Genomic DNA, 23,641 nt, shown 5'->3' with positions numbered 1-23,641 from the left:
TAACTGAACCGCTTTCTTCGTGAAGCGGGAGATCTTCGACATAGGCATCGGCGATTTCCCGCTTCACTTTCCTAGTTCTGACGGTCGAAGCCAACGCCGTACAGCGATTCACCAGAGCCAGACCACCGATAAGACTCGTCGCTGCGTTGTATAAGATGGCAGTAATCCCACCGACGATGATCCCGGAGAAAAGGCTCCCAACAATCGAGGCCAGTAGTTCACTCATCCCGGGAAATGGACCGCCGAGAGCGCCTGTTACGAGCCACGTGATCGCAAGAATGACTCCCCACAGGAGGCCGATGACCCCGACGACTTTCGCCAGGGAGACCACGTCTATCCGCTCGAGTGTCCGTTCCATTATCAGTTAGCCCCGCTCGGAGTGTCGCCATCGTCGCCGATTGTCGCAGTCAACTCTTTCGGGCCACGGAGGTACGCCACAGCGGCAATTACGAGTGCGACGAAAACCGAAATGATGATCGCAGTAGTTACGCCGATGTCCACGATCCAACCGAGGACGACGAAGGAGACGATGAAACCGACGCCGAAAGCGGCGAAGGCACCTGCAATACGCCGGCGACCCACCGGAGCGTCGTCGGCTAGTCCGAGATACACCGCGGCAGCAGTTACTGCTCCGGTCGCAAGGCCGGCGGGGATACCGAGGAAGAGCGAGAACTCGATCCACGATTGGGCGAGTTCGGTGACGGCCACTCCGACGACGAGGAAGATAGCGAGACCAGACACGAGCGCCAGTAAGACTGATTTGAAGTCCATCACAGAAGATACTCTTCGTGATCACATAAATCAGCACTATTGTCACGCCGAACATAGACGTGAGAAATCGAGTGATCCTCGACAATCAGTACTGCCAAGGGTTGAACACGCGGATATCCGTAGCCCTCTTCAGTAATCGCCAGCGTCAGTAACTGGTGGCGTCACTCTGTGTGGCGTTTCGCCACGCCGCAATCCACACACTGAGAGCGATTGCCCCGCCCGTCAAGCCACCGATTGTCAGCGCATCGATACGGCTTCTGTCTTCATTGAGTAGAAAGGCGACCGACGTGACAACGATGAATGCGACACAGCCGGTTACGAGCGCTTTCACACCACTATCCATAGAAGGAGAATCCCGTCTCACCCCCAAATAGCCACTGAAGAGTGTCAGTAACCGGTTCAAGCTTCCCGCTGCTCTGAGCTCGAATGGCCGATTTAGCCGGAGCCAGACAGCATCTGTGCTGCGAGTAGTTTCCGAGTGAAGAACACCGGTTCCCGAGAAGTCACCAACTGCTGTGCGGTCACGACATCTGCGAACTGCTAGTCGTTCAACAGTATTGATCTGTGAATTCCTTTCAAATACACTGATGAGCGCCGGACGAGAGACAAAGCGCGAATTTCGCATTGAAGAGGCGATTCACATGGAAATCGGGGCCGCGTTTCTCAGTGGATCGGGGCCCAGGTGACAGGGGTTCTTGCGGACGCGTCAGAAGTCCATCGGGATTCAGGGTTCGTTGTCATCGATTCCTCCCCACCTGCCGATTTCTGAACTGATGGTTTCGATCGCTCGGACGAACCAGTGGATGGCCACAGCAATGCCGACGATGGCGAGTAGATGAAAGGCCACTCGAAACACGTACGCCTCGAGGCTCATCCCCTGGCCGGTATGCAGTACGACGCCCGATAGTGAACTCATAAATGAGGGCAGGATTCGACCAGGTCGACTACCGAGCCTGGACTCCCCGGTACGACAGTACCACTCCGACGACGAAGACGATCGTCGCCAGGTAGATCGGACCGAGATGCGTCACCCAATCGTGAGCGAACGCATCTCCGGTCCAGTGCATCGGTAACGCGAGCGCCAGGCCGACGACGGCGCTGACGATCGCCGTCGCCCACGCCCACGTGAGCCGCTGGCGCACGCCGTACCACGAGAGGGCCGCGACGGCGATGCCCGTCGAGATGATGAAGGCTGCGGTCGCGACGTGGAGGTGGCTGATGTAGTAGGCCACCGTCGGATCGAGATCGGCGCTCGTCATCCCGGCCAGCGTGCTGACGCCGAGTTCGAAGCCACTCCCCACGAAATTCAACACGAGAAACACGAGACCGTAGCCGACGAACGCGATCCCGGCGAGTGCCATCAACAGTGCGCCGTTCCGGAGCCGTGACTCGTACTGGACCTGTTCTCCTCGTTCGTCCACGACTGATTTATCTGTCGCCATAGTAATCACTTGGTTGCCGCGAGTGAGATGCTCTTGACGCCGTACTTCTCGCACGCGTCGGCCGCCCGCTCCGAGATGAATTCGTACTGTGCGTTCTCTCGGATCTCCGTCACTGAAAAGCCAGCAGCTTCGACGAACGTGGTGTAACTGTCGATCTGTTCGGCACCACCGATACAGGCAGCCCACAGATCCGCGTCGGACTTGATACTCTCGGGCAGCTGTTGTTCACTGACGATGTCGGATAGAGCCAATCGCCCACCCGGTTTGAGCACCCGACTCGCCTCCGCGAAGACCGTCTCTTTCTCGGCGGAGAGGTTGATCACGCCGTTCGATATCACCGCGTCGAACGAGGCGTCCTCGAACGGGAGGTCCTCGATGTACGCTTGGCGGAAGGAGACGTTACCGAAGCCGCCGTCTGCTGCGTGGACACTCGCCTGCTCGACCTGCTCGTCGGTCATATCGATCCCCGTCACTGTCCCGGTCTCAGTGACGTGCAGCCCGGCGACGAACGCATCCATTCCGGAACCACTCCCGAGGTCGAGCACCCGTTCACGCGGTTCGAGTTCCGCCAGGTCGAAGAAGTAACCCACACCCGCGAACGAGTCGATCGCCGCGTCCGGAACGTATCTGAGGTCGTCGGGGTCGTAGCCGAGGCGTTCGGCGAGCTCGCGACCCGTCTCGAAGTGGAACGCCGCGTCGGCCGATTCAGCGACGTCCCGGTACATCGACTTCACCTGGTGTTCGAGCTTGTCCGTATCGAGGGATTCACTCATTGCTGCTCACCAGTTAGTCGTCTCCCGCCACCTCGGTGGGCGTATTGACGGCCATCTCGATGTCCTGGCCGAGCGAGACGAGCGTGTAGACGGGTGCACGCCGTGCCCACTCGTCGATCTGGTCCTGATCGAGAGCCTCGCCGTCGATCTCGACTTCGGCGGTCAGGTTCTCGAAGACCGAGTCGGCCGCTTTGAGTTCCTCGAGGCTGAAGAGAACCGCTGGATCGAAGTCGGTTCGGACGCGGGTCTGGAGGTGATCGACGTTCACTCCGTTGGCAGCGGCGTTGATGGTGATGCCGACGTTGATACAGGCGGCCAGCGCCGACAGCGCCGCTTCGATCGGCTCCATCCGGTCGGTCGCACCGATCCACCCACCAGCGTCCAACACTTCCTTCCAGCCGCCGTACGGTATCGTGTATTCGCGCGTCTCACGTGCGATCGTCTCACCCCCGAGATCGTAGCTATCGATCTTCGCCAGGCTGTGGGCGGCCGTCCCCTCATAGGTCGCGGACGCCCCGAGTCCGAGTTGGACGGCTTCGGGATTCTCTGCTGCGTGTGCGGCGAACCCTTCGAGTGTTTCGAGGTCGACGCCATGTGCGGTTTGCTGGTCGTCAGTCATGTGGATTGCCTCCCTGCCAGCGACGCTACGACGGCGAAGATACTGTAGTTAGTTTATGACATTTCGCCAGGGACTGCTGTCTTCGCAGTCGTTGAAAAACAACCACCACCTGCGATCTGAAGGCGGCATTGGCCGACTGTATTCCCGTGTATTTCTGCAGGCGTCGACCAGACTGCCTGCGAACGTACCATTTCCATCTCCGTCATCTGCCTTTGATCTTTGCAGAGGGAAAGCGAGTAAACAGCACGTCCGGTACTTCAGTTCGCTTCGGGATGGAATGGTCGACGAACGTCACGAACTACGTGATGCCGGTTAGACAGGTGACACCTTAGAGGTCGTTGTTGTCCGAAAATGAAGGCCGAAAGTCACTCGACCAGATGGTTGACTACGGCTTCGCTTCGAAGACGAGACTCGTCTTCGTCTCGGCGGCCAGGCGGAATCGCGTGAACCCACCCTCGATGACGACCTCCCGCGTCTGTTCCTCCCCCGCTTGTGCGCCCATCCCGTAGCCGACCTCCTGACTTAGCGAGTTCGGTGTACAAGCCACGGTCGATATCGAGTACGCCAGACGACCAAACGGGGTGAGGTTGGCTTCGACTCGGTCATCCGCATACGGTTCGACGATCATCCAGGTACCGTCGCCGGCCAGCGTCTCTCTGACGTGTGACGCCACGCCGACGGGGTCGCCCATATCGTGATAGCAGTTGAACATCGTCACGAGATCGTAGTCGGCACCGTCGTACTCCCTGGCGGTTGCGACCTCGAAGTCGACGCGGTCGGCGACACCTGTCGTTTCTGCTCGCTCGCGCGCCACCTCGATCGACGCCTCGTGATAGTCGACACCGACGACCGTTGCATCGGGATACGCTTCGGCCATGCGAATCGTCGGAGCACCGTGGCCACAGCCGACATCGGCGATTCGCCCGCCCGCTTCCAGCGTCTCGGCTACCCCGTCGAGTGCCTCGATCCAATCGAGGAGGAAGTTCCCGTAGGCCGGACCGAAGAAGCGTTCGGTGCCGTGGAACACGTCTTCGTCGTGTTCGTGCCAGCCGACGCCCTCGCCCGTGCGAAACGCCTCACGAATGTCGGGTTCGATTTTGGCTAACGACGAAACGAGCTGAAACGCGCCCGGCATGAACACCGGACTGTCCTTGTCGGCTAACACGTACGCCTGCTCGGGGGTAAGATCGTAGCGGTCGGTATCGGGGTCGTACGTCACGTACTCGCCCGCAGCCTGCGAGCGAAGCCATTCGCGGACGTAGCGTTCGGCAGTATCGGTTTGCTCGGCCAGCTCGACGGACGTGAGCGGTCCAGCCTCGTCCAGCGCCGCATAGAGCCCGAGCTCATCGCCGATGATGGCCAGAGCGGCGTGGACCGTCGCGCCGAGGTCGACGAGTGACGTTTCCACGAGCTCGTTCAGTCTTTCTTCGTTGATCGAGTCTGCTTGGGTTTCTGAGGACATCTGTTCGGTTCCGTAGTTATACGTTCTTCAGGTGTTCACTCCGGAGTTCGTCCTCCGTGTAGTCGCGTCCATGAACGTCGCTCATATGCGTTTTCGCCAGCTGGATCGCTTCTTCTTCGTCTTCTGATTGAACGATGAACCGGCAATCGGCTGCTGCCGCTTCACAATCGAGCCTGTGTGCGTGTGGCTGGTCGTCAGTCATGTGGATTGCCTCCCTGCCAGCGACGATACGACGGCAGAGATACTGTAGGTAATTCGTGATAGTTCGGCAGGAACTGCTGGCCTGGCAGCCACTGCAAAATCAGCACCCCCTGCAACCCGAGGACAGTCGGGGCCGAGCGTCCTCCGTCCCCCTCCGATACGAACCCTGCGGAACGAGCCGAGATTACAGCGATCTACCCATCGATCAGATCCAGCTATAAAATCAGAAGTCCCCATTCTGTGGAGGTTCGACTGGCTTCGCCGCTGACGTGTGCGTTTCGAAGACCGACTGCGCCCACTCGCGGACAGCCGCGACGTCGGTGTCGATCAATACGTGGACCGTCCCACTCTCCTGTTCGTAACAGCTGATGGCGACACGTTCGTCGAAGAGACCGGTTCCACAGCGGGGGAGCGCATCGTGCTCCAGAACGGTGAAATTGTCCTGCTGCATCATTTCTACGCTACGCTCCGGGTACGTCGAAAGGAAGTACGTATGGCTCTCTGGTCGAGCCACCAAGACGACGTCAACTCCCTCATCGATCAGTTGAACGAGAACCTCGAAGCACGGCTCCATCAAGGCAATTTCCGGACGAATTAATCGAAGTTCGTTCGTCTCCGTGAGAAGCGACTCGAACCGGTCGATCGGGCGGTACGGTGAATCGGGTTCGGCCACGGTGACGGTCATCGCTTCCCACGTCTCGATTGGAAACTCACTGACCTCATCTGGAAGCCAGTGCCAGATGTCACGCAATTTTCTCTCTGTTTCGACCTGTCCGATCAGGTCCTCCATCCCTGAAGCGACCACCTCACCGAGCCTGGTCGCTGTGTACTGGTAGCCGTCTTTGCGGACCCAGACCCTGTCTTCGAACTCGACTAACGTCCGCCGTATCGTGGAAGACGAAACACCGGCCAACTCACAGAGTTCAGAGCGACTCCGTGGACGCTCTGTTAACGCGACGAGTGTCGGGACGCGGTGTTCGGACCGCGTGAGATACGCGATGTCACCGATGGGTGACTCCGTATCTTTGAGCGGTATGCCATCGTGGTCCATGTGTGATCTTCACACACGAGCGTGATAACGATTTTGTGTTTCGGGCAGTAGAATCCCTAATTCCAACCTAATGGGAAACGTTAATGATCTTTAATACGGTTCTGTCCGTAGATTCTTATGGGTGAAATCCAATGCCAATCGAAGACCTTGCCCGGAGCGACGCTGTCACAGCTTCTCCTGAAACCCCTGTCACCGACCTCGCAGCGACCATGGACGAGGAGAACGTCGGGAGTGTCGTAATCACGAACGATGAGACACCTGTGGGAATCGTCACGGATCGGGATCTGACCGTTCGCGTCCTCGGAGAACAAGTCGATCCGACCGATCAGACTGCTGAAGACGTGATGACCACCGATCTCTATACAGCCGAGCCCGGCGATGGGTTCTACGAGGCGGCGAACCTGATGGCTGACCACGGGATTCGGCGGCTCCCCATCTGTGAGGGTGATACGCTTGTCGGAATCATTACCGCTGATGACATGACTGAGCTACTCGCCGACGAACAACAACACCTCGGTAACATCATCCGAGCTCAGCGCCCCGAGTACTAACTATCGATGCCAGAAGAAGTCCTATTCAAAACCGAGGAACAGGTCACGAGGACGGAGATCGCTGGAGCGTTACGCGACGCTGCAGATCAGATCGAATCGGGGGACGTCCAGTTAACGAGCGATACGGAAGACCAGACCGTGACTGTTCCGGAGAGTCCTCGATTCGAGGTCGAACTTGAACGACTCACCAATTCGGAAACCGGAGACGAGCGATACGAACTCGAATACGAAATTAGGTGGACAAAGTAACGCTCTTTTTGTGGTCGATACTCACCTGTATTTTCCCTCCACTACGTCGGCAATCCTCTACGTAAGTGAGAATTTTTGTATTTACTTTTTGAATGCGTAAAGGCGCACTATGTGGGAGGAAATCGGGCTCTTTGTGCTGGGAGCCATCGTTATCTTAGCTACTGGTCCCCGGCTCAGCCGCCTCGCAGAGGACCTCGCCGATGCCGTCGGCATCGGACAGTCGCTCGGTGGGATGATCCTTCTGGGAGCGAGTACCTCGCTGCCCGGTATTATTATTTCGTTCGATACAGCTCTCGGTGGGCAAGCCACGTTATCAGTAAGCAATGCGGTTGGTGGAATCGCAGCGCAGACCGTGTTCATCGCCGTTGCGGACGTCGTGATGCGACGCGGACCGCTCAGCGAAGAGGTGACGGCGTCCGCGAGCCTCATGCAACTAGCGATCCTGTTGTTCCTGTTGACGCTCGCGTTACTGGCCATGCTGGTCCCCACCGTGCTCACCATCTTCGGTATTCACCCAGCGACCTTCGTTCTCGTTACCGCTGTATTCCTCGGATTTCGTATGATTCAGACATCTGAAGTCGAACCGAAGTGGTATGCTCGCCGGTTATCTGGGCAGACCACTCCGAAGGATACTCGTTCCGGGTCCAAACGTACTCGTCGTGACTCGCTCCTATCACTGGGCCTTTTCGGAGAGTATCTCGTGATCGCTGGACTCATCGGCGGGGCTGGGTGGTTGATATCGTACAGTGGACAGAGTCTAGTCACGGAGACAGGAACCTCTCCGATGCTCATGGGGATGACGGGAATGGCCATCGCCTCATCGATACCCGAACTGGTCACAGCCGTTTCAGCCGTCAAACGAGGTGCAGTCGCGCTGGCAATCGGAGATATCATCGGAGGAAACGTGTTCGATACACTCATGATCGCGCTTGGTGACCTCGCCTATTCAGCCGCCCCGATCTACAGGGACGTAAGTCCTGAAGTGCCGTTTCTAACTGGGGTGGCCATCCTCATGAGCAGCGTCCTGATGATTATGTTGATCCGTCGAGAAACCGAGGATTTTGGGACAGATGTCGGAACCGAGAGCTATCTGATTTTCCTTATCTATGTATCTGGTATCGTTCTCATATTTACGTGAGATTACCGTCTTTGATGGTTCTGGAGTCTCCATAGAAATTGACATACAAATTGTTATATCGGAAATTAAATAAAGTCAGGTGGCGCTCCTCAGTCTTCGGTATCTGCACTGGCGTAGAACTCCCAGAATAGCACCAGTCAACGTGGACGATTCATACTTCTACACCGTTGCCATCGAGCCACAACGCCATGTTTTGACGCCCTTTCACGTATTGATGACAAAGACATTTGCAGGTTCCTTGCGAAAACGCTAGCCACTGTACTGACGCCAGTCGTACTGGCCAACAGGCTGTTTTAATGTGGTCGGTTGGCAATGACACACGTATGCGAGGGTTCCGAATCGGTTCGGCGTTTGGTATCCCGGTCAGGCTCAACTGGACCTTTCTGATCGTTCTCCCGCTCTTTGCTCTGTTCATTGCCGGGGACATCGCTGAACTAGTAACGGTGATCAACGAAACACTTGGAGCGACGATGGACCCCGACCAATTGACGGAAGGGAACCTCCCGTGGATACTCGGACTGGCCTCGGCTCTGGGATTGTTTACCGGCGTCCTGCTACACGAATTCGGCCACTCGTTAGTCGCACTCCGATACGGGTACGAAATCGATTCGATCACGCTCTGGTTACTCGGCGGCGTGGCAAGTTTCACCGAGTTTCCAGAAGACTGGCGTCATGAGCTGGTGATCGCTATCGCTGGCCCGGTCGTGAGCGTCCTCCTCGGGGTGGGCTCCTACGTAGCATTCATAAGTCTCCCGTCGAGTGTTGACGCAGCACGGTTCGTCTTCGGATATCTCGCAATCTTGAATATCGTACTCGCTGCGTTCAATCTACTCCCCGGCTTCCCGATGGATGGCGGACGTATTCTCCGCGCGCTCCTCGCGCGAAACCAACCACACGCAAAGGCAACCCAACAGGCCGCAGCTGTCGGGAAACTGTTCGCGTTCGGCATTGGTCTTCTCGGGTTGTTCACCAACTGGTTTCTCATTTTGTTGGCGTTTTTCATCTACATCGCCGCCTCCGGTGAGGCCCAACAGACCACGATCAAGGCGGCCTTCGAAGACATCACTGTCAACGACGTGATGACGTCCAAAGAGAATCTCAGGACTGTTTCTGAGGATACCACCATCTCCGACCTTCTGGCGCGGATGTTTACCGAACGCCATATCGGCTATCCGGTGGTGCGAAACGGTGACCTCGTTGGAATGGTGACGCTAGACGATGCAGGTGCTATCGAGGAAGTCGAACGAGACGCATATCGCGTCGAGGATGTGATGTCAATCGACCTCCATACGATCACCCCCGATGCCGACGCTATGACCGCCTTCCAGCAGATGCAGCAGAACGGTGTTGGCCGCTTGCCGGTCGTCAACGGGGCTGGTGACCTTGTTGGGATCATTTCCCGGACAGACATGATGCGGGCGTTCAACGTCATCCAAAGCGGCGGCCAACCGCGGACACTCGGCCAGCCGACCTCCGAACCTGGTTTCCACTGAGGGTCGTTATAATCGTCGGCAGTGTTTATATCCCGGATGGTCGATACTGAGTTTGAGACGGAGTTGGTCATACCACCCGTCGGGTGGATCGGTTTCGCTGTGGTTGTCGGGATTCTACCGTTCCTCCTCCCGGCCAATTCGCGTCTGGATCAATTCGTTCATTGGAGTCTCTGGCTTCTGGCTGGCCTGGGAATACTGTACCTCGCAGTGACCTTTCGGCTGGTCTACAAGGAACACGGCCTGGCGGCGGCAGTGAAATGGGTACTACGTGGGACGCCTCCACGAGGATAAACACAGAGGAGAACATCCCAAGTGGATCTACCGATGCTCGTCGATCAGTTTCCACAGGTGTTCTGGTCGAATCCGGTCGTCCACGGATTTGTCGGTGGACTCGTCATCGCGTAGCTCAACCTCCTCGGAGCATTGCTGATCTTCGTTTGGCGGAATCCCTCAGAGCGTGCGATGGATGGAGCGCTCGGATTTGCCGCTGGCGTGGTGCTCGCTGCGAGTTTCACGAGTTTAATCATCCCCGGGATCGAGACCTACTCGGACGGGAAACCTCTTCCTGTCCTACTGGGCGTCGCTCTCGGTGCCCTCTTTTTAGATCGTTCTGATATACTGGTGCCTCACGCACACTATCTTCTCACTGGGCGACAGCGAAAAGATGCCGCGAATCCGGATACCGACCTTCCGGTGGATGACGAACGTATCGCCGGCGTCGTTCTGTTCATCCTTGCGATCACGATCCACAATATGCCCGAAGGACTCGCTGTTGGGGTTGGGTTTGGCAGCGGAGATCTTGGAACTGCGATTCCGTTGATGCTCGGTATCGGAATCCAGAACATCCTTGAGGGGTTGGCCGAGTCCGTCGCCGCGATCAATGCCGGGTTGGACAGGCGATTCTATGCTGTATTCGCCGGTATTCGTTCAGGTCTCGTAGAAATACCGCTCGCTGTCCTCGGTGCATACGCCGTACAGACGGTTTCTACGCTACTCCCGTACGCGATGGGATTCGCTGCTGGTGCGATGCTGTTCGTCATTAGCGACGAGATAGTACCTGAGACACATATGAAGGGGAACGAGCGTATCGCTACTCTCGGGTTAGTCTTTGGAACAATTGTAATGCTCTATCTCGATATCTCTCTGGGGTGAAGTATGGATTTAACAAAGCGAGTGACCTCGTCGAGAATGAATATAGATTCTTGGTTAGCTGTCCTCATCCAGTCGGAGAATAGTGGTGTTTAGGATACCAGTTTTTCAGCCGTCACGGTCGTGTTCACGTAGACATGAGAGGATTGATGTACAGAGTGCCGTCTCCAACCCAGTGTTTCGATATTCTGCCGCGTGATTGAGATCGACCGCCCAGAACGTGCCGTCAGTCGATCCCTTAATGAAATCGACTCCAAGCCCTCTGATGACGGTTCGTTCGACGAGTCGCCTGAGGCGGGTTGTAATCGATGGCCGGGGCTTCGCAGGACTAATGTACTGTTTGGGTCCGTAGGATTTCAGGGACGAGAGGCTATGCCGACGCCGGGGGAATCCCGGCTCCACGGCCGCCGTCATGGTGTCCGGACTCATGCTCATCAGCGGTGGCCCCTCCCTTGCGCTCGGCATCTATCCGGGCGCGACGATAAATCGAGTGGGCAAATGGAACAGCGAAATAGATAGTTCCTCCCGTACATCGGAGACGAGCCAATCAGCTATTCAAAGTTGATGAGCGGTTTGATGATGTCGTCTTCTTTCGTTTCCATGAGGCGGAAGGCTTCGTCGGTTTTCTCGAAGGGGAACTCATGACTAGTCATGAGTGTCGGATCGACACGCTCTGTTTCGAGAAGGCGAAGGAGACGCTGCAGGCGGAGCCGGCCGCCAGGACAGAGGCCAGTGTTGATCGTCTTTTCTGCCATGCCGACGCCCCACTCTTCCCGCGGTATGTTTACGTATTCTCCCTCTCCGTGATAGCCGACGTTTGAGATCGTTCCCCCAGGTTTTGTCACCTTGACGCACTGTTCGAAGGTTTCGGTCCGGCCGAGCGCTTCGATTGCAGAATCGACCCCTTCGTCATCCGTGAGGTCCATTATCTGTTCGACTGGATCGCCCTCTGCGAAATCGACGATGTCGTCGGCACCGTACTCACGGGCCAGTTCCTGTCGATTTGGCTCGGTTTCGACCGCGATGATCCGTCCAGCTCCTTGAAGAGCCGCGCCCTTTGTGGCCATCAGCCCGACGGGGCCCTGCGCAAACACGGCGACGGATCCCCCGACCGGGATGTCAGCGTTTTCTGCGCCCATAAATCCCGTACTCATCATATCAGTCACGTAAGCAGCTTCCTCGTCGGTTACTGACTCGGGAATGTGCGCCAGATTGGCGTCACCCTCGTTCACGTGGACGTATTCAGCGAATACCCCATCTTTCACGTTAGCGAACTTCCACCCTCCGAGCGCTTGGTTGGACTGTGAGGAGTGGCCATCTTGTGCCGCAGCGGATCCCCAGTCGGGCGTGATCGCTCCAACGACGACTCTGTCTCCCGCCTCGAAGTCCTCCACTTCGGTGCCCACCGCGTCCACGATGCCGACCATCTCGTGCCCGAGCGTGAGGTTTTCTCGCTCGCCAATGGCCCCGTGGACAGTATGCACGTCAGACGTACAGACGAGACCTTTTGTCGGCCGGAGGCGCGCGTCATTTGGCCCCACGTCAGGCTTGTCTTTCTCGGCAAATCCCACTTCCCCGAGTTCTTTCATCACGAATGCTTGCATTGGAACGCACCAACTAGGGTCCCGAATCTCTTAAAACCGGCCACGAGAAGAGACAGAAGGATTTGAGACCCTGAGATCTGGGCAGCACCATGTTCTTTTCCACGACGCCGGCGAGTACGTTGATTGAAACGTGCACGTGAACACCTGCGAGAGCCTCATCGAAGCGTCTCTAAAGACAGGCTCACACCGAAATCATGAGCGTTCCAGCTCCGTCGTCAGATCTTCCGAAAACCAGGGAATGAAGCGCTGAAAATCTTCACCAAAACGGTACTCTAACTCACCAACAATCTCCTCCACAACAGCGTTACTATCTGGACCGGGAGCGCACTTTTTGCCGTTGGCACCGTAGTACGATTCATGAGTGATGTCGAGCCGATAGAACTGGATGAGGATGAGCGTGATGCGCATCTCAATAACGGTGGCACTGGAGTTATTTCGTTTTCCGAATTGGGTGATGATCCGCCGCACTCGATACCAGTTTCGTACGGGTATGACGCAACAGAGACGGCCTTCTATTTTCGACTCGCGGTGAATCCGGATAGCGCGAAAGGCAATATTTCAGACCGTGCTATCACGTTCGTAGTTCATGGCCAGGAGAACGACGAATGGTGGAGCGTCGTAGCCAAAGGACAACTGGAGGAGACGACCGAAGAATCAATTGCCACAGAAACGCTTCAGGGCTTTCAGAATGTTCATATTCCGTTCGTAGATATCTTTGGGCGGCCTCCGAAAGACGTATCGTTCGAGTTCTACCGCCTCGTAGCCGATGAGTTAACTAGCCGAAAGGAATCAGGTACCACAGTCTAAGGCTCCATATTTCTGAATACCGTCATACCTCGTCAATCAATTGCAGTTCGTCAAACGGACAAGTGTTTAGAACATCTGCCGTCTTGCACCACCCGCGGCGAGCTTGTGCTACTCCCAAGTGCATGAGGTCCAGTTCCCTCGTAGTGTGGGCATCAGTGGAGACGACGTATCGGACTGTGTCGCGGTAGTCCTGGACGCGTTGCCAGTCGAGATCAAGCCGTTCGGGCTGGGCGTTGATTTCAATCGCAATATCCTCGTCACTGGCTGCATCCATCACAGTATCCCACTCCAACTCCAGAGGTTCTCGCTCGTTGATTAGTCGATTGGACGGATGAGCGAACACATCAATGGGATACTCACGGAATGCTCGCAACACTCGTTCAGTAGGATTGGAAGGGCGACTATGGATTCCCGCGACCACCAGGTCGCACTGATCACACCACTCATCGGAAATACCGAGTCCCTGATCAGTGATTTCGGCTTCGATTCCGTGGAGGACAGTTATGTCGAGTCCGTCGTCCTCGTTTACGTCCCTAATCTCCGCCTGTTGCCGGTCGAATGCCTCCACATCGAGTTTATCTGGTATTGGAGCGCCTGGGCCATGATCTGATATCAGAATGTACTCTCGGCCGAGTTCGTCGGCAGCCTCAGCCATCTCGTACACACTGTTCGATCCATCTGAATACTCGGTATGCACCTGTAGATCGCCCCGAATATCGGTCAGTTCTACCAAGTCCGGGAGCTCCTGGTCGGCCGCGGCAGGGATTTCTCCCGTGTCTTCTCGGAGTTCCGGCGGTATCCAGGCGAGATCAAGCGCACCGTATACCTCCTTCTCGGTATCGCCCGCAATCCGCTCACCAACCCGCTGTCCGGTCTGGGATGCATCGATATCGCTCACATCGAAGAGACCGTACTCGTTGAGCTTCCACTCACTCTCGATTGCTCGATTCCGGAGAGCGATGTTGTGAGCCTTTGATCCGGTGAAGTAGATGAGTGCAGCGCCAAACTCTTCCGGACCAACGATCCGAAGATCCAGCTGTAAGTCCCCAGAGACGATGACTGACGACTTCGTCTCACCTCGGGCTAGCACGTCCTTCACGTCATCGTGTGTGCAGAAGGTATCTATTGCCGCCTTTGGATCGTCGGCTGTGGCCAGGATGTCGATATCACCGACAGTCGGCCGTCGTCGGCGGAATGAACCGACGATGGAAACTCGGTTGAATTCCTTGGAGTCCTGAAGCCGACTTTCGATGTCCTCAGCAATGGGGAACGCTCGCCCGAGGAGCATTCGTTCCTGTCCCCGTTTCGCCAGTTCGAGGTTATCGAGGATGTTCTGTTGTGACTTCTCTCCGAACCCCTCTAGCCCGGCAATCTCTCCAGCTTCGGCGGCGCGTTCGAGGTCCTCCAACGTCGTTACGCCGAGTTCCAAGTACAATTTCTTAGCAGTCTTCGGTCCAATACCTTCTACGCTCGTAATCGCATCGATGTCAACAGGAAGGTCTGATTTGAGTTCCTCATAGTAGGCTAACTCCCCGGTTTCGAGGTACTCCGCGATTTTCTCGGCAATCGATTCGCCGACACCGGTAATCTGTTCGAGTTCTCCCTGTTCGTGTACGGCTTCAATATCTTCCGAGAGAGATTCGACGTTCCGGGCGGCAGTTCGATAAGCACGGGGTTTGTATTGCTCTTCCTGGATTTCGAGGAAGTCACCGATTTCGTAGAGCAAGTCCGCGAGTTCCTTGTTTTTCATCCGGACTCCCCTTTCCTAAGATGTCTCTCCCCATTCGTAAGTAAGCGTCCCTGGTTCTCACCACATTGGATGGTCACATCGCGTGGATTCTCTCGTCCGCCCTCGTAATCAGATTCCAATTCAAGGTTAGTTATCGAGGGAGACAATTTCAAGACGGATGGTCGGACGTGAACTCAGTGTTCCTCTGGCGGTGATACGGTCAGTACGGGTGCGTCTGCGACACGGACGATTTTCTCGGTAACACTTCCGAGGAGATACCTATCTAAGCCAGTTCGCCCGTGCGTTCCCATCACGATGAGGTCGATATCACGTTCTTCGGCATAGTCCAAGATGGCTCGGGCAGGTGTCCCACTAAGAACGGATGCCTCCACAGATCGCAGACCCGTGTCTTTGGCCCGGTTAATAACGTCATCGACGGCTTGTTGACCTGCTTCCTCTAACGAATTTAGCACCTCAGCACTCCCGAACTCTCCCGAAACGGCGGTGAGATTGACGACGTGAACGACATGCATCGCTGCATCGGTCGCCTCTGCGAGAGTTATCCCGTGATCCGCAGCGAAGTTCGCCGCGTCGCTGCCATCCGTCGGAACGAGGACCGTCTCGAAGTCGGGGTCGAACGTGATGTCCTCGTGGACGGTAAGGACGGGTACCGGCGAGGTGCGGAGCGTCCGCTCGGTTACGCTACCGAGGACGAGGCGATTCAACCCTGTTCGTCCATGCGTCCCCATCACGATGAGATCTGCGTCGTGGTCTCCCGCGTAATCGATGATCGCCTGGTGGATCGGGTCAGCGGTTTCTATGACGTGAGTCGTCGCTGAAACTCCGACATCCGCTGCCTGATCCCTTACTGTCGCCAGCGTTTCCTCCCCACGCTCAGTTAATTCCTCAGCAGCTTCGGATTCAACGTCGGCTGGGAACTCATCAAGCTCAACGACGTTAATCGCCTGGAGTGAGGCGTCGAACCGTTGTGCAAGGTCGAGCGCTGTTTTAATTGCTGTTTCCGCAGCCGCACTCCCATCTGTCGGAACGAGAATCGTGTCGTACATTCTCCCGTTCCGGAGTAGGAGATGACAGCCTAAGTGTCTACAGGGTAGATGCAGTCAAGAAACGCTCATCTCTCCCTTCCTAGAAACGGATTTCCATAACGAGATTTAGTGCCAAGTACACTCAAAGTAACTGTCGTCGTCCCAGTCAGTGGGACAGTCATAACCGTACAGCGCCCCTCAAATTAGGGTGAGTCAATATGGACATCGCCGAGATCGTTTCCACATCGTTCACCGAATTCGACATTGGGACACCGCTCTCGAAGGTCGCAGGTGCATTCGAGAACCAGGAACTCGATGCCGTCGTCGTCACAGACGGCGACGAGTATCGTGGCGTTGTCAGCCGTCGACAGCTGGCATCGTCGTCCAATCAGCCCTCCGCGAAGGTCGGCTCGCAGGTCCAACACGTCCCGGCCGTCGAACGCACCGAAGACGTCCGCGAGGTCGCCCGGCTCATGATTGGGAGCGACGCCAAGACACTTCCCGTCCTCGACGACGAACGCGTCTACGGCGTCGTGACCGCAGACGCTGTGCTGGCGGCTGTCCGTCCGTTCCTCGACGCGGCTACCGTCGACGAGGCGTACTCGGCCGAGTTGATCAGCGTGACCCCCGAGACCGGGATCGGAGAAGCGCTCAACACGCTACGGAAATCGGGCATCGCCCATCTCCCGGTCGTCGAGGACGACGAAGTAGCGGGGATGTTGAGTCTCTACGATGTCATCGAGTTTACAACCCGAGGGGGGAATCGGAGCCAGGGCGGCTCCTCCGGCGACAACGTCGGCGGCGGTGGGAAAGCTGCCGGTGGGAGCCACGGGGGCTTCGGCGCGCGCGAGGGGGAGTCTGACCGGATGCTCGATCTGCCGGTCCGGAACCTGATGTCCGATGCGGTCGTGACCATCGGGCGAGACGCAACGCTCGACGAGGTGGTCGAGACGATGTTCGAGCAGGAAATCTCCTCGCTCGTCGTCACTGACGGTGAGACAGGCGAGCCCAGCGGTATCGTCACGAAGACGGATGTCATTAAGGCACTCACCTGGGAGCGAGACGACGGGCGCCAGCCTGTACAGGTGTTTGGTCTCGACCTGCTCGATGGCATGGACTACGACGGCGTCTCCGCGTTGATCGAGAGCATGACCTCGAAGTACGGCGATATGCAGGTGATCAAGGCCAGTATCGAACTGCAAGAGCACAAGGAACAGACCCGGGGGGTGCCGCTCGTGCTGGCACGGATTCGGCTGGTCACTGATCGAGGCTACTTTACCGCCGACGGCGAGGGCTACGGCGCTAGCCATGCGCTCCGTCTCGCCGCGAATGCAGTCGAACGACAACTCCTAAAGGGAAAAACGTACGGCCAATCGAAGAAGCACCCCGACGCCGAGGAACAGGAGAAGCTCTACGGCTGGTGGCTCGGTGGATAACGTATTCGTTTTTGGGTAAGCGATTGTTGGTGAAGGGATGTTTGGCGATTCTTCTATTACTGAACGCTGACTGGAAGCCACTCGGTATGTGGCTGGATCAGCTAAAACGGTGGTCCAACCGGCCGGCAGAGCATCACCGGGAAACTCGTTCAGATGTCCTCGTCCCTGTACTGATGGTTCGACAGTCAACGGGAGATGAACGGGCACACCCGATTTGACTCTATCTCCGGCAGCCCGATTCACTCCGAGGAGGGTGCGCATTCAGCCATAAAATCCCGGTGGGAGACCAGTGTGTCGAACGCCGGTCCACTCCTCGATCTGGAACTCGTATATTTGTGTTTCCAGGGAGTCACTCGCAGTCTCGAACAGTTCCGGGCGCCACGTTGGCGCCGCCGTCTCGTCGATGTCACCACGTCTGTCCTCCGGGAGCTTCTGTATCGTCCCGGTGAGTCCGACGCTTTCCCAGTTAAACGCTGTCTCAGCACTGTACACGAGGAACGCCACGGTCTCGGCCTGATTGGCTAACTCCACCTTCCGACTACCATTATCTCCGACGAAGTAGAAGTAGAGACGCGAACCTCCATTATACCCGTAGGACATCGGAATCAGGTAGGGTTCGGCGTCTGTCGGGAGTCCGAGCGTTCCCATGCTCTGGCTAGAGAGAAACCCTTCTACCTCCTCGTCGGTCATCTCGTGCATCCCAAAGTCGGTGAGTTCGTCGATAGTCATTCCGTATCAGAGTACGCTATCAAGTGGCATAATTCCGTGTGCCGCCTCCCACTTCCCGATAGACAACAGGCGGCTATCATCTGCTAATTGTCCGATCAGCCGCTGGCGAGGGCCTCGATGGTGACCCGACCGGTATCCGGCGTCTCGTCGATCAGGACGGCGGCCTGGCCCTCAATTATAGGTTCGCCGTCCTCGTCGATTACGTCTGTCGTGAGCTGGTATTTGTTCCTGCCAAGGTCCTCGACAACCTCGCAGACTGCGGTGAGGCGATCACCGATGTCGGCCGGTTTTAGGAACGAGACGTCCTGTGAGATGTAGATAGTTACACCGGGGAAACGAGCCAACGCGGCGCTGATCAATCCGCCGACGAGCGTCCCGTGGACGATCCGCCGGCCGAACCGCGTCTGGCTGGCGTACTCGTCGTCGAGGTGGAGCCGGTTTGTGTCGCCACTGGCGGCAGCGAAGGTCCTAACGTCTTGTTCGCTGACCGTCTTTGTGAACTCGACTCTGTCACCGACGGTGACGTGTTGGTCGTCGAGTCCTGTACCTTCAACATCCCAGTCGTCTTTCTCGTAGGCGGTCTCTTGATATCGATGGTAGCGGGCCGTTTGTCGTTCGTGGCCTTCGATTTCCCGTCGCTGGAGGATTTGCGGAACGTGGCGGACGATATCGTCAGTGCTGACGAGCCCAACCAGTTCGTCTCCATCAAAGACGACCAACCGGGCGATGTCGTGCTCAAACATTGTTTCGACCGCGTCGCCAAGGGTGGCGCTCGCATTGACCGACACGACGTCGGTTGACATGAATTCCGAAAGCGAGCGCTCCTCCGGGTCCGACTCCTCGCTGAGTAGCCGTACGAAGTCGTCGCTGGTGACGATGCCAACGACCTCTCCGTCTTCGACGACGACTAGTGACCCGATTGAGGACGCATGACACCGGCCGGCGGCAGTGCTGGCAGTTGTCTCAGGCGAAGCCGTCTTGACCGGACTGCTCATTACGTCGTTGACGCGAACCGGGAACACCATGGTTGTACGTCGGTCCGACGTGACAAGAGGCTATCTGACGAAGATATACCAATCGATAAGGGGAATACAGCGTTCAGACGCGATTTCACAGATGCAACTTCCGGGCCCGCCTGATGCCGAACAAAGGCGAACTCACCAGTTAGCGATTATGGGTGATTTCTGGTGAAACTACGAGATAGTTGGTGCCCAGCGATTCACAGTCTATACCTCCGAACAGCAATTGACTGGTAGTGCTCGATCACGCAAATCTCCCTATCAATTGTTAGCAACAGGGCCTTGTTGAAATCCCCCATAAGTTACATTTTCAGACGTCGTTCCGAATCGGGCACGCATTCGTCACTGTGAAGATCAAGTCTGGGGATCAAACGAATCGGTCGGAGTGGCTCTCGCGCCATCATGGCATCCACGGAGCTAGTCCCCGTCAAATGAGTAGATGGCTTAGATATTTCTCCCCCCACGTCTTCCTTGCGACCGTTAGGCCGGCGTAGCGGACGAGAATACCGTTTCGAACACCGCCTTTTCGGCCCTCCGGAGGTGCTGGGAGAACGTCGGTGGGGCAATTCCTAGCGAGTCAGCGACCTCCTCGCCAGTCGCATCTCGGGGCCACTCGAAGTATCCTCGATGGTAGGCGGCTTCGAGGGCTGCCTGCTGGCGGTCGGTGAGATTCTTGGAGAGCGACTGTCCAACTTCGATCACCGAGTCCTGGGAGCGCGGCAACTGGCGTTTGGCGACTGTTTGGGCGGTCGGATACCTTCCCTCGACCATCTCAGTGATGGCGTCTAGGTCGGCACCCGGCGAGAGATGGATCCGCAGATCGAGGTCGCCGTTCTCGAACAGGACCTCCTCGATAGAGCCACCCGCCGAGGCCACCTCGGATCGAAAGGGAAGCTCGGTGACCCGAGCCTGGAATCTCATACTGTCCGTCGTCTCGTTAATCACGGTTATCGAGTCCCAATGGGGGTGTTGGTCGGTCATGGCGGCAAGCGTCTCGTGGGCGTCGGGGGTCATCGAGCCGTACACGAGGTACGCCCCGTCGCTGGTGGCAACAACGTCGTCGAAGGCGATCCGACCGTCGTCCGACGCGTCAACACCCATGGATTCGAACACGTCCGAGACGTGGAACTCTAGTTCGACGATCTCGTCACTCATCAGTGCCTGCTTGCGCTCGGACGCCGCGATTGCCTGACCGACGATCTCCCCGAGCTGGGCGAGCACTGCCTGCTCGTGCTCCCCGAAGGCGTTCGGCCGGTCGGTGTAGACGGTCAATACGGCGTATACCGTGTCATCATGAACGAGTGGAATGCCAGCTACTGACCGGTTCCCGCGAGCTTCGATCTGGTCGCGCCAGAGGTCATGTCGGGATTCGGTGTCAATTCCGTTCTTGACGTGTATCGTTCCCGTCCGGTACGCGCTCTCCGTTGGCCCCGTGCCATGGTCATCTCCAGAGTCAACTGGAATCTTCATCTCGTCGAGAGTCTCCTGCACACCGGCCTCGGTCCGAACTGTCACAGCCTGCTGATTTTTGTCGGCATCGCCAATCCACGCGAAGTCGTAGGAGTCCACGTCGACGAGGGCCTCACAGACGGTCCGTTCGATCTCCTCGCGGTTCGATTGCTCGATGACCGCGCCCGTGACGTCGTGGACGATGTCATTGATGTGATTGAGTGCGGCCAAGTAATCCCGATTGCGCTGTAGTTCCCGTTCGGCTTCTACCCGGTCGGTAATGTCGCGGCCTTCCGGAATGAGATAGGTTATCTCGCCGTGATCGTCGGTCACGGGCCGAATCGAGAAGTCGATGATGGCGGTCCGGTCAGCGCCCTGTACTTCGAGTTCCTGGCGGACGAACTCGCCGTTGCGGGCGCGTTCGACCGCTTCGCGGACGTGCTGGGCTGTCTCGCCGTGCTGGAACCAATCCGCGGTCCAGAACTTCTCACTAACGACCTCCTCGCGGTCCATCCCACCGAACTCCAGGGCGGCCTCGTTGGCTTCGAGGAGCGTGCCATCCGGGTCCATGAGGCCGGTGAACTGGTATGTCTGGTTGAAAATGGCGTCGTAGCGGCGTTCGCGGTCCTTACGGTCGGTGATGTCCATGTTCACAGCGACGAACTGTTCGAGCTCGCCGGACTCGTCTTCCACCGGCGCAATCGTTTGTTCGATTATGTACCGATCACCATCTTTCGTCGAATTGATGAGTTCGCCGCTCCATGTGTCGCCCGCCAAGATCGTATTCCATAACTCCTCGTAGAAGTCCTGATCGTGCTCACCCGATTTCAGGAGCCGTGGGGTTTGCCCAATCGCTTCTTCGGCAGTATATCCCGTCGTCTCCTCGAACGCCGGATTCACGTATTCGATCATGCCGTCAGTATCGGTGTAATAGACCGAATGACCTGCTGCCTCGACAGCCTTGCGAAAGGTGCGGAGCTGGCGTTCACGCGTCTTGCGCTCGGTGATGTCGTGAAGAACCACGACCGTACCAGCAATCGCTCCGCTGGCGTCGTGGATCGGTGCCGTCGAAAGTCTGAGATCGATCAGGTCGCCCGCTTTCGTCCGACGTTGCACTTCGAGTCCAGTGAACGTCTCCCCTTCGTTCGCCGCGTCCAGTCGCTCTTTGAACACAGAACGTTTCTCGTCCGGGACGACTGGTGGAAACTCCCCGAGTACTTCGCTTTCCGTCCAGCCGAAGATACGTTCGGCGGCTGGATTCCACCGCTCGACCATGCCGTCTGTATCTACAACGATGATCCCGTCCGGTGATGCTTCGATGATCGCGTCGAGGCGATCCGTCGTCAGCTGGAGGTCGCGGACGAGCTCCTCGCGCTCCGTGACGTCACGGAGCACCGAAAGATGACGACCAGGGATGATGTTCGGGGTCGCCGCGAACTCGACGGTGCGGCGCTCCCCGTCGGCCCGGACGAGGGGAAAGAGACCGCGATCATGGTCTGACTCCTGGAATTCCTGCCAGGCGTCCTCGAAGTCGTAGTCCTCGGGTGCGAACTCGGCGATGGATCGGCCTCGTAACTCCTCCTCGGAGAGGCCGAACAGGTCGGCGGCGGCCTGATTGACGTCGACGTACTCCGCGTCGTCGTCGGCGATCAGCATCCCGTCGAACGCCTCCTCGAAGACGGCCCGAAACTTCCGTTCACTCTCGGCGAGGGCCGCTTCGGTCTGCTTGCGTGCCACCAGTCCGCCGAGGTCCGCGGCGACGTCCTCGACGACGGTAGCGAGCCTATCGTCGGTGGAGCGGTGGTCCCTGAGGAAGAAGGTTAGGACCGCGACGACGCGGTCGTCGGTCGTGATCGGCACGCCGAAGGCCGCTTGCAGACCGACGTCGGAAGAGTGGTCCGTCCTCTGAAAGACGTCTTCCGTCGTCGCGGAAACGTCCGGGATCCACTCGGACGTTCCGGACGCGTAGACCCGGCCGGGGAGCCCCTCGCCAAACGGAAACGTCACTGACTCGCTGGCGTTCGTGAACGGCTCCATCGCTTGGTCTTCCGCGTGGCCGACGATGTACTCCAGATACTTCCCATCATCGACCGGCGCCCACGCCTCGCCGTAGGCCCACTCAGTGTGATCGCACACCGCCGCAAGCGCCGACTCGATGCCATCGGTGAATGACTCGGCCCGGGCAACAGTCCGGCTAACCTCTGCCAGGAGCCGACGTTCGGCTTCGACGTGTCTCCTGTCGGTTTCGTCGCGGAGAACCATCGTGTAGCCCGACACACCGTCGTCCGTCCGGAGCGGCGTGATCGTAGTCGACGCCGAGAATACAGTCCCGGAGGGCCGTTCACACACCCTCTCGTCTTCGCAGTGCCCGTCAACGCGCGCGGTTTCAAGCAGTTGGTTCAGACTGCCGTGGTCCGCAAGGCCGCCGGCGTACAACCTAGAGAACGGTTCGTCGAGGATTTCGGCTTCGGACCACCCGGTCAGGGCCTTGGCGTCCGCAGTCCAGGTTTGGATGCACCCTGCTGAATCGAGAATCACGCTCGCGGACTGGGCGACTGTCTCGTCTGCCGATTCGAACTTCTCAGGGTAGATCTCGCCGGCTCGGTTCGAGTGCATCCGGTCGGAGTCGTCGACGCTCCGGGGTTCGCCATCGGCTGCCCCGTGCGTTGTCCTGGATGTTTGACCGGCCGTATCCGTCGTCGATCTCCACCAGACGCGGCCGTTCGCGCCGACTTTCTTGGTTTCGAGTCGGTCGTGCTCGACGAGGCGGTGCAGGCGTTCGTAGGTGCTCCGGCGGCCGATACCAAGTTGGTCCGCCACCTCGGATGTCGTCTGTGGCGCTCCGTTGTCGAAGTGTGTGAGTGTTTCTCGAAGCACCTCGGTCAACGAGGAGGAAGTCATTACCCCCGATACGTCGTCTGTC

General features: G+C 57.6%; 20 protein-coding genes and 2 pseudogenes. 8 read left to right on the top strand and 14 right to left on the bottom strand.

Features of this window, described 5'->3' with window-relative positions:
- From ACMGFE_RS23490 to ACMGFE_RS23455, 8 genes are all read right to left on the bottom strand, one after another.
- Positions 1–358: hypothetical protein (locus ACMGFE_RS23490; RefSeq protein WP_436927698.1), on the bottom strand; the 358-nt coding region annotated here is incomplete at its 3' end.
- A 2-nt stretch (positions 359–360) separates the two neighbouring features.
- Positions 361–771, bottom strand: coding sequence for a DUF8147 domain-containing protein (locus ACMGFE_RS23485; RefSeq protein ID WP_436927697.1), 411 nt, complete (start codon positions 769–771; stop codon positions 361–363).
- 944 nt (positions 772–1,715) lie between these two features.
- Positions 1,716–2,213, bottom strand: a complete 498-nt coding sequence (locus ACMGFE_RS23480; protein ID WP_436927696.1) for a hypothetical protein — start codon at positions 2,211–2,213, stop codon at positions 1,716–1,718.
- A 5-nt stretch (positions 2,214–2,218) separates the two neighbouring features.
- Positions 2,219–2,986: a methyltransferase domain-containing protein gene (locus tag ACMGFE_RS23475; RefSeq protein ID WP_436927695.1), complete on the bottom strand. Its 768-nt coding sequence runs from the start codon at positions 2,984–2,986 to the stop codon at positions 2,219–2,221.
- Positions 2,987–2,999: 13 nt separating this feature from the next.
- On the bottom strand, positions 3,000–3,605 hold the full coding sequence (locus ACMGFE_RS23470; RefSeq protein ID WP_436927694.1) for an OsmC family protein: 606 nt from the start codon (positions 3,603–3,605) through the stop codon (positions 3,000–3,002).
- 385 nt (positions 3,606–3,990) lie between these two features.
- Positions 3,991–5,067 (bottom strand): class I SAM-dependent methyltransferase, encoded by a 1,077-nt coding sequence (locus tag ACMGFE_RS23465; protein ID WP_436927693.1) that lies wholly within the window; start codon positions 5,065–5,067, stop codon positions 3,991–3,993.
- Between the two features lie 16 nt (positions 5,068–5,083).
- Positions 5,084–5,269: a DUF1059 domain-containing protein gene (locus tag ACMGFE_RS23460; RefSeq protein ID WP_436927692.1), complete on the bottom strand. Its 186-nt coding sequence runs from the start codon at positions 5,267–5,269 to the stop codon at positions 5,084–5,086.
- Between the two features lie 222 nt (positions 5,270–5,491).
- Positions 5,492–6,319 (bottom strand): helix-turn-helix transcriptional regulator, encoded by an 828-nt coding sequence (locus tag ACMGFE_RS23455; RefSeq protein WP_436927691.1) that lies wholly within the window; start codon positions 6,317–6,319, stop codon positions 5,492–5,494.
- A 131-nt stretch (positions 6,320–6,450) separates the two neighbouring features.
- Between ACMGFE_RS23455 and ACMGFE_RS23450 the strand changes: the two genes are divergently transcribed.
- The 5 genes and pseudogenes from ACMGFE_RS23450 (at position 6,451) to ACMGFE_RS23430 (ending at position 10,902) form a co-directional block, all read left to right on the top strand.
- On the top strand, positions 6,451–6,870 hold the full coding sequence (locus ACMGFE_RS23450) for a CBS domain-containing protein (RefSeq protein ID WP_436927690.1): 420 nt from the start codon (positions 6,451–6,453) through the stop codon (positions 6,868–6,870).
- Positions 6,871–6,876: 6 nt separating this feature from the next.
- Positions 6,877–7,119 carry an amphi-Trp domain-containing protein gene (locus tag ACMGFE_RS23445; RefSeq protein WP_436927689.1) on the top strand — a complete coding sequence of 81 codons (243 nt, stop codon included), beginning with the start codon at positions 6,877–6,879 and terminating at the stop codon, positions 7,117–7,119.
- A 109-nt stretch (positions 7,120–7,228) separates the two neighbouring features.
- Entirely contained in the window at positions 7,229–8,257 is a 1,029-nt protein-coding gene (locus ACMGFE_RS23440) for a sodium:calcium antiporter (protein ID WP_436927688.1), read from the top strand.
- Between the two features lie 323 nt (positions 8,258–8,580).
- Positions 8,581–9,750: a CBS domain-containing protein gene (locus ACMGFE_RS23435; protein ID WP_436927687.1), complete on the top strand. Its 1,170-nt coding sequence runs from the start codon at positions 8,581–8,583 to the stop codon at positions 9,748–9,750.
- A 324-nt stretch (positions 9,751–10,074) separates the two neighbouring features.
- Positions 10,075–10,902 (top strand): annotated as a pseudogene (locus ACMGFE_RS23430) (ZIP family metal transporter).
- A gap of 548 nt (positions 10,903–11,450) precedes the next feature.
- On the opposite strand, the gene ACMGFE_RS23425 reads toward ACMGFE_RS23430, so the two are convergent.
- The gene (locus ACMGFE_RS23425; protein ID WP_436927686.1) at positions 11,451–12,503 is read right to left on the bottom strand and encodes an NAD(P)-dependent alcohol dehydrogenase; all 1,053 of its coding nucleotides are present in this window, start codon (positions 12,501–12,503) and stop codon (positions 11,451–11,453) included.
- 100 nt (positions 12,504–12,603) lie between these two features.
- Between ACMGFE_RS23425 and ACMGFE_RS23420 the strand changes: the two are divergent.
- Together ACMGFE_RS23420 and ACMGFE_RS23415 are read left to right on the top strand one after the other, a co-directional pair.
- Positions 12,604–12,779: pseudogene (locus ACMGFE_RS23420) on the top strand (IS1595 family transposase); the annotation flags it as partial.
- Positions 12,780–12,860: 81 nt separating this feature from the next.
- Positions 12,861–13,310, top strand: a complete 450-nt coding sequence (locus ACMGFE_RS23415) for a pyridoxamine 5'-phosphate oxidase family protein (protein ID WP_436927685.1) — start codon at positions 12,861–12,863, stop codon at positions 13,308–13,310.
- A 22-nt stretch (positions 13,311–13,332) separates the two neighbouring features.
- Here the strand turns inward: ACMGFE_RS23415 and ACMGFE_RS23410 are convergent, their stop codons facing one another.
- Positions 13,333–15,060: a DNA polymerase/3'-5' exonuclease PolX gene (locus ACMGFE_RS23410; RefSeq protein WP_436927684.1), complete on the bottom strand. Its 1,728-nt coding sequence runs from the start codon at positions 15,058–15,060 to the stop codon at positions 13,333–13,335.
- Positions 15,061–15,233: 173 nt separating this feature from the next.
- The gene (locus tag ACMGFE_RS23405; protein ID WP_436927683.1) at positions 15,234–16,106 is read right to left on the bottom strand and encodes a universal stress protein; all 873 of its coding nucleotides are present in this window, start codon (positions 16,104–16,106) and stop codon (positions 15,234–15,236) included.
- A 197-nt stretch (positions 16,107–16,303) separates the two neighbouring features.
- Between ACMGFE_RS23405 and ACMGFE_RS23400 the strand changes: the two genes are divergently transcribed.
- Positions 16,304–17,521, top strand: coding sequence for a CBS domain-containing protein (locus ACMGFE_RS23400; RefSeq protein WP_436927682.1), 1,218 nt, complete (start codon positions 16,304–16,306; stop codon positions 17,519–17,521).
- Between the two features lie 261 nt (positions 17,522–17,782).
- On the opposite strand, the gene ACMGFE_RS23395 is transcribed toward ACMGFE_RS23400, so the two are convergent.
- The 3 genes from ACMGFE_RS23395 to ACMGFE_RS23385 form a co-directional block, all read right to left on the bottom strand.
- Positions 17,783–18,250 carry a pyridoxamine 5'-phosphate oxidase family protein gene (locus ACMGFE_RS23395; RefSeq protein ID WP_436927681.1) on the bottom strand — a complete coding sequence of 156 codons (468 nt, stop codon included), beginning with the start codon at positions 18,248–18,250 and terminating at the stop codon, positions 17,783–17,785.
- A 95-nt stretch (positions 18,251–18,345) separates the two neighbouring features.
- A complete protein-coding gene (locus tag ACMGFE_RS23390; protein WP_436927680.1) occupies positions 18,346–19,275 on the bottom strand; it encodes a CBS domain-containing protein in 930 nt (309 codons plus the stop codon).
- Between the two features lie 474 nt (positions 19,276–19,749).
- Positions 19,750–23,619, bottom strand: a complete 3,870-nt coding sequence (locus tag ACMGFE_RS23385) for a PAS domain S-box protein (RefSeq protein ID WP_436927679.1) — start codon at positions 23,617–23,619, stop codon at positions 19,750–19,752.
- Positions 23,620–23,641 lie beyond the last annotated feature (22 nt).

The sequence above is a fragment of the Halosimplex amylolyticum genome, assembly GCF_051414035.1.
GTDB classification, from domain to species: Archaea; Halobacteriota; Halobacteria; order Halobacteriales; family Haloarculaceae; genus Halosimplex; species Halosimplex amylolyticum.
The sequence above is the reverse complement of the archived record's forward strand: the minus strand, read 5'-3'. Positions and strand labels throughout refer to the sequence as shown.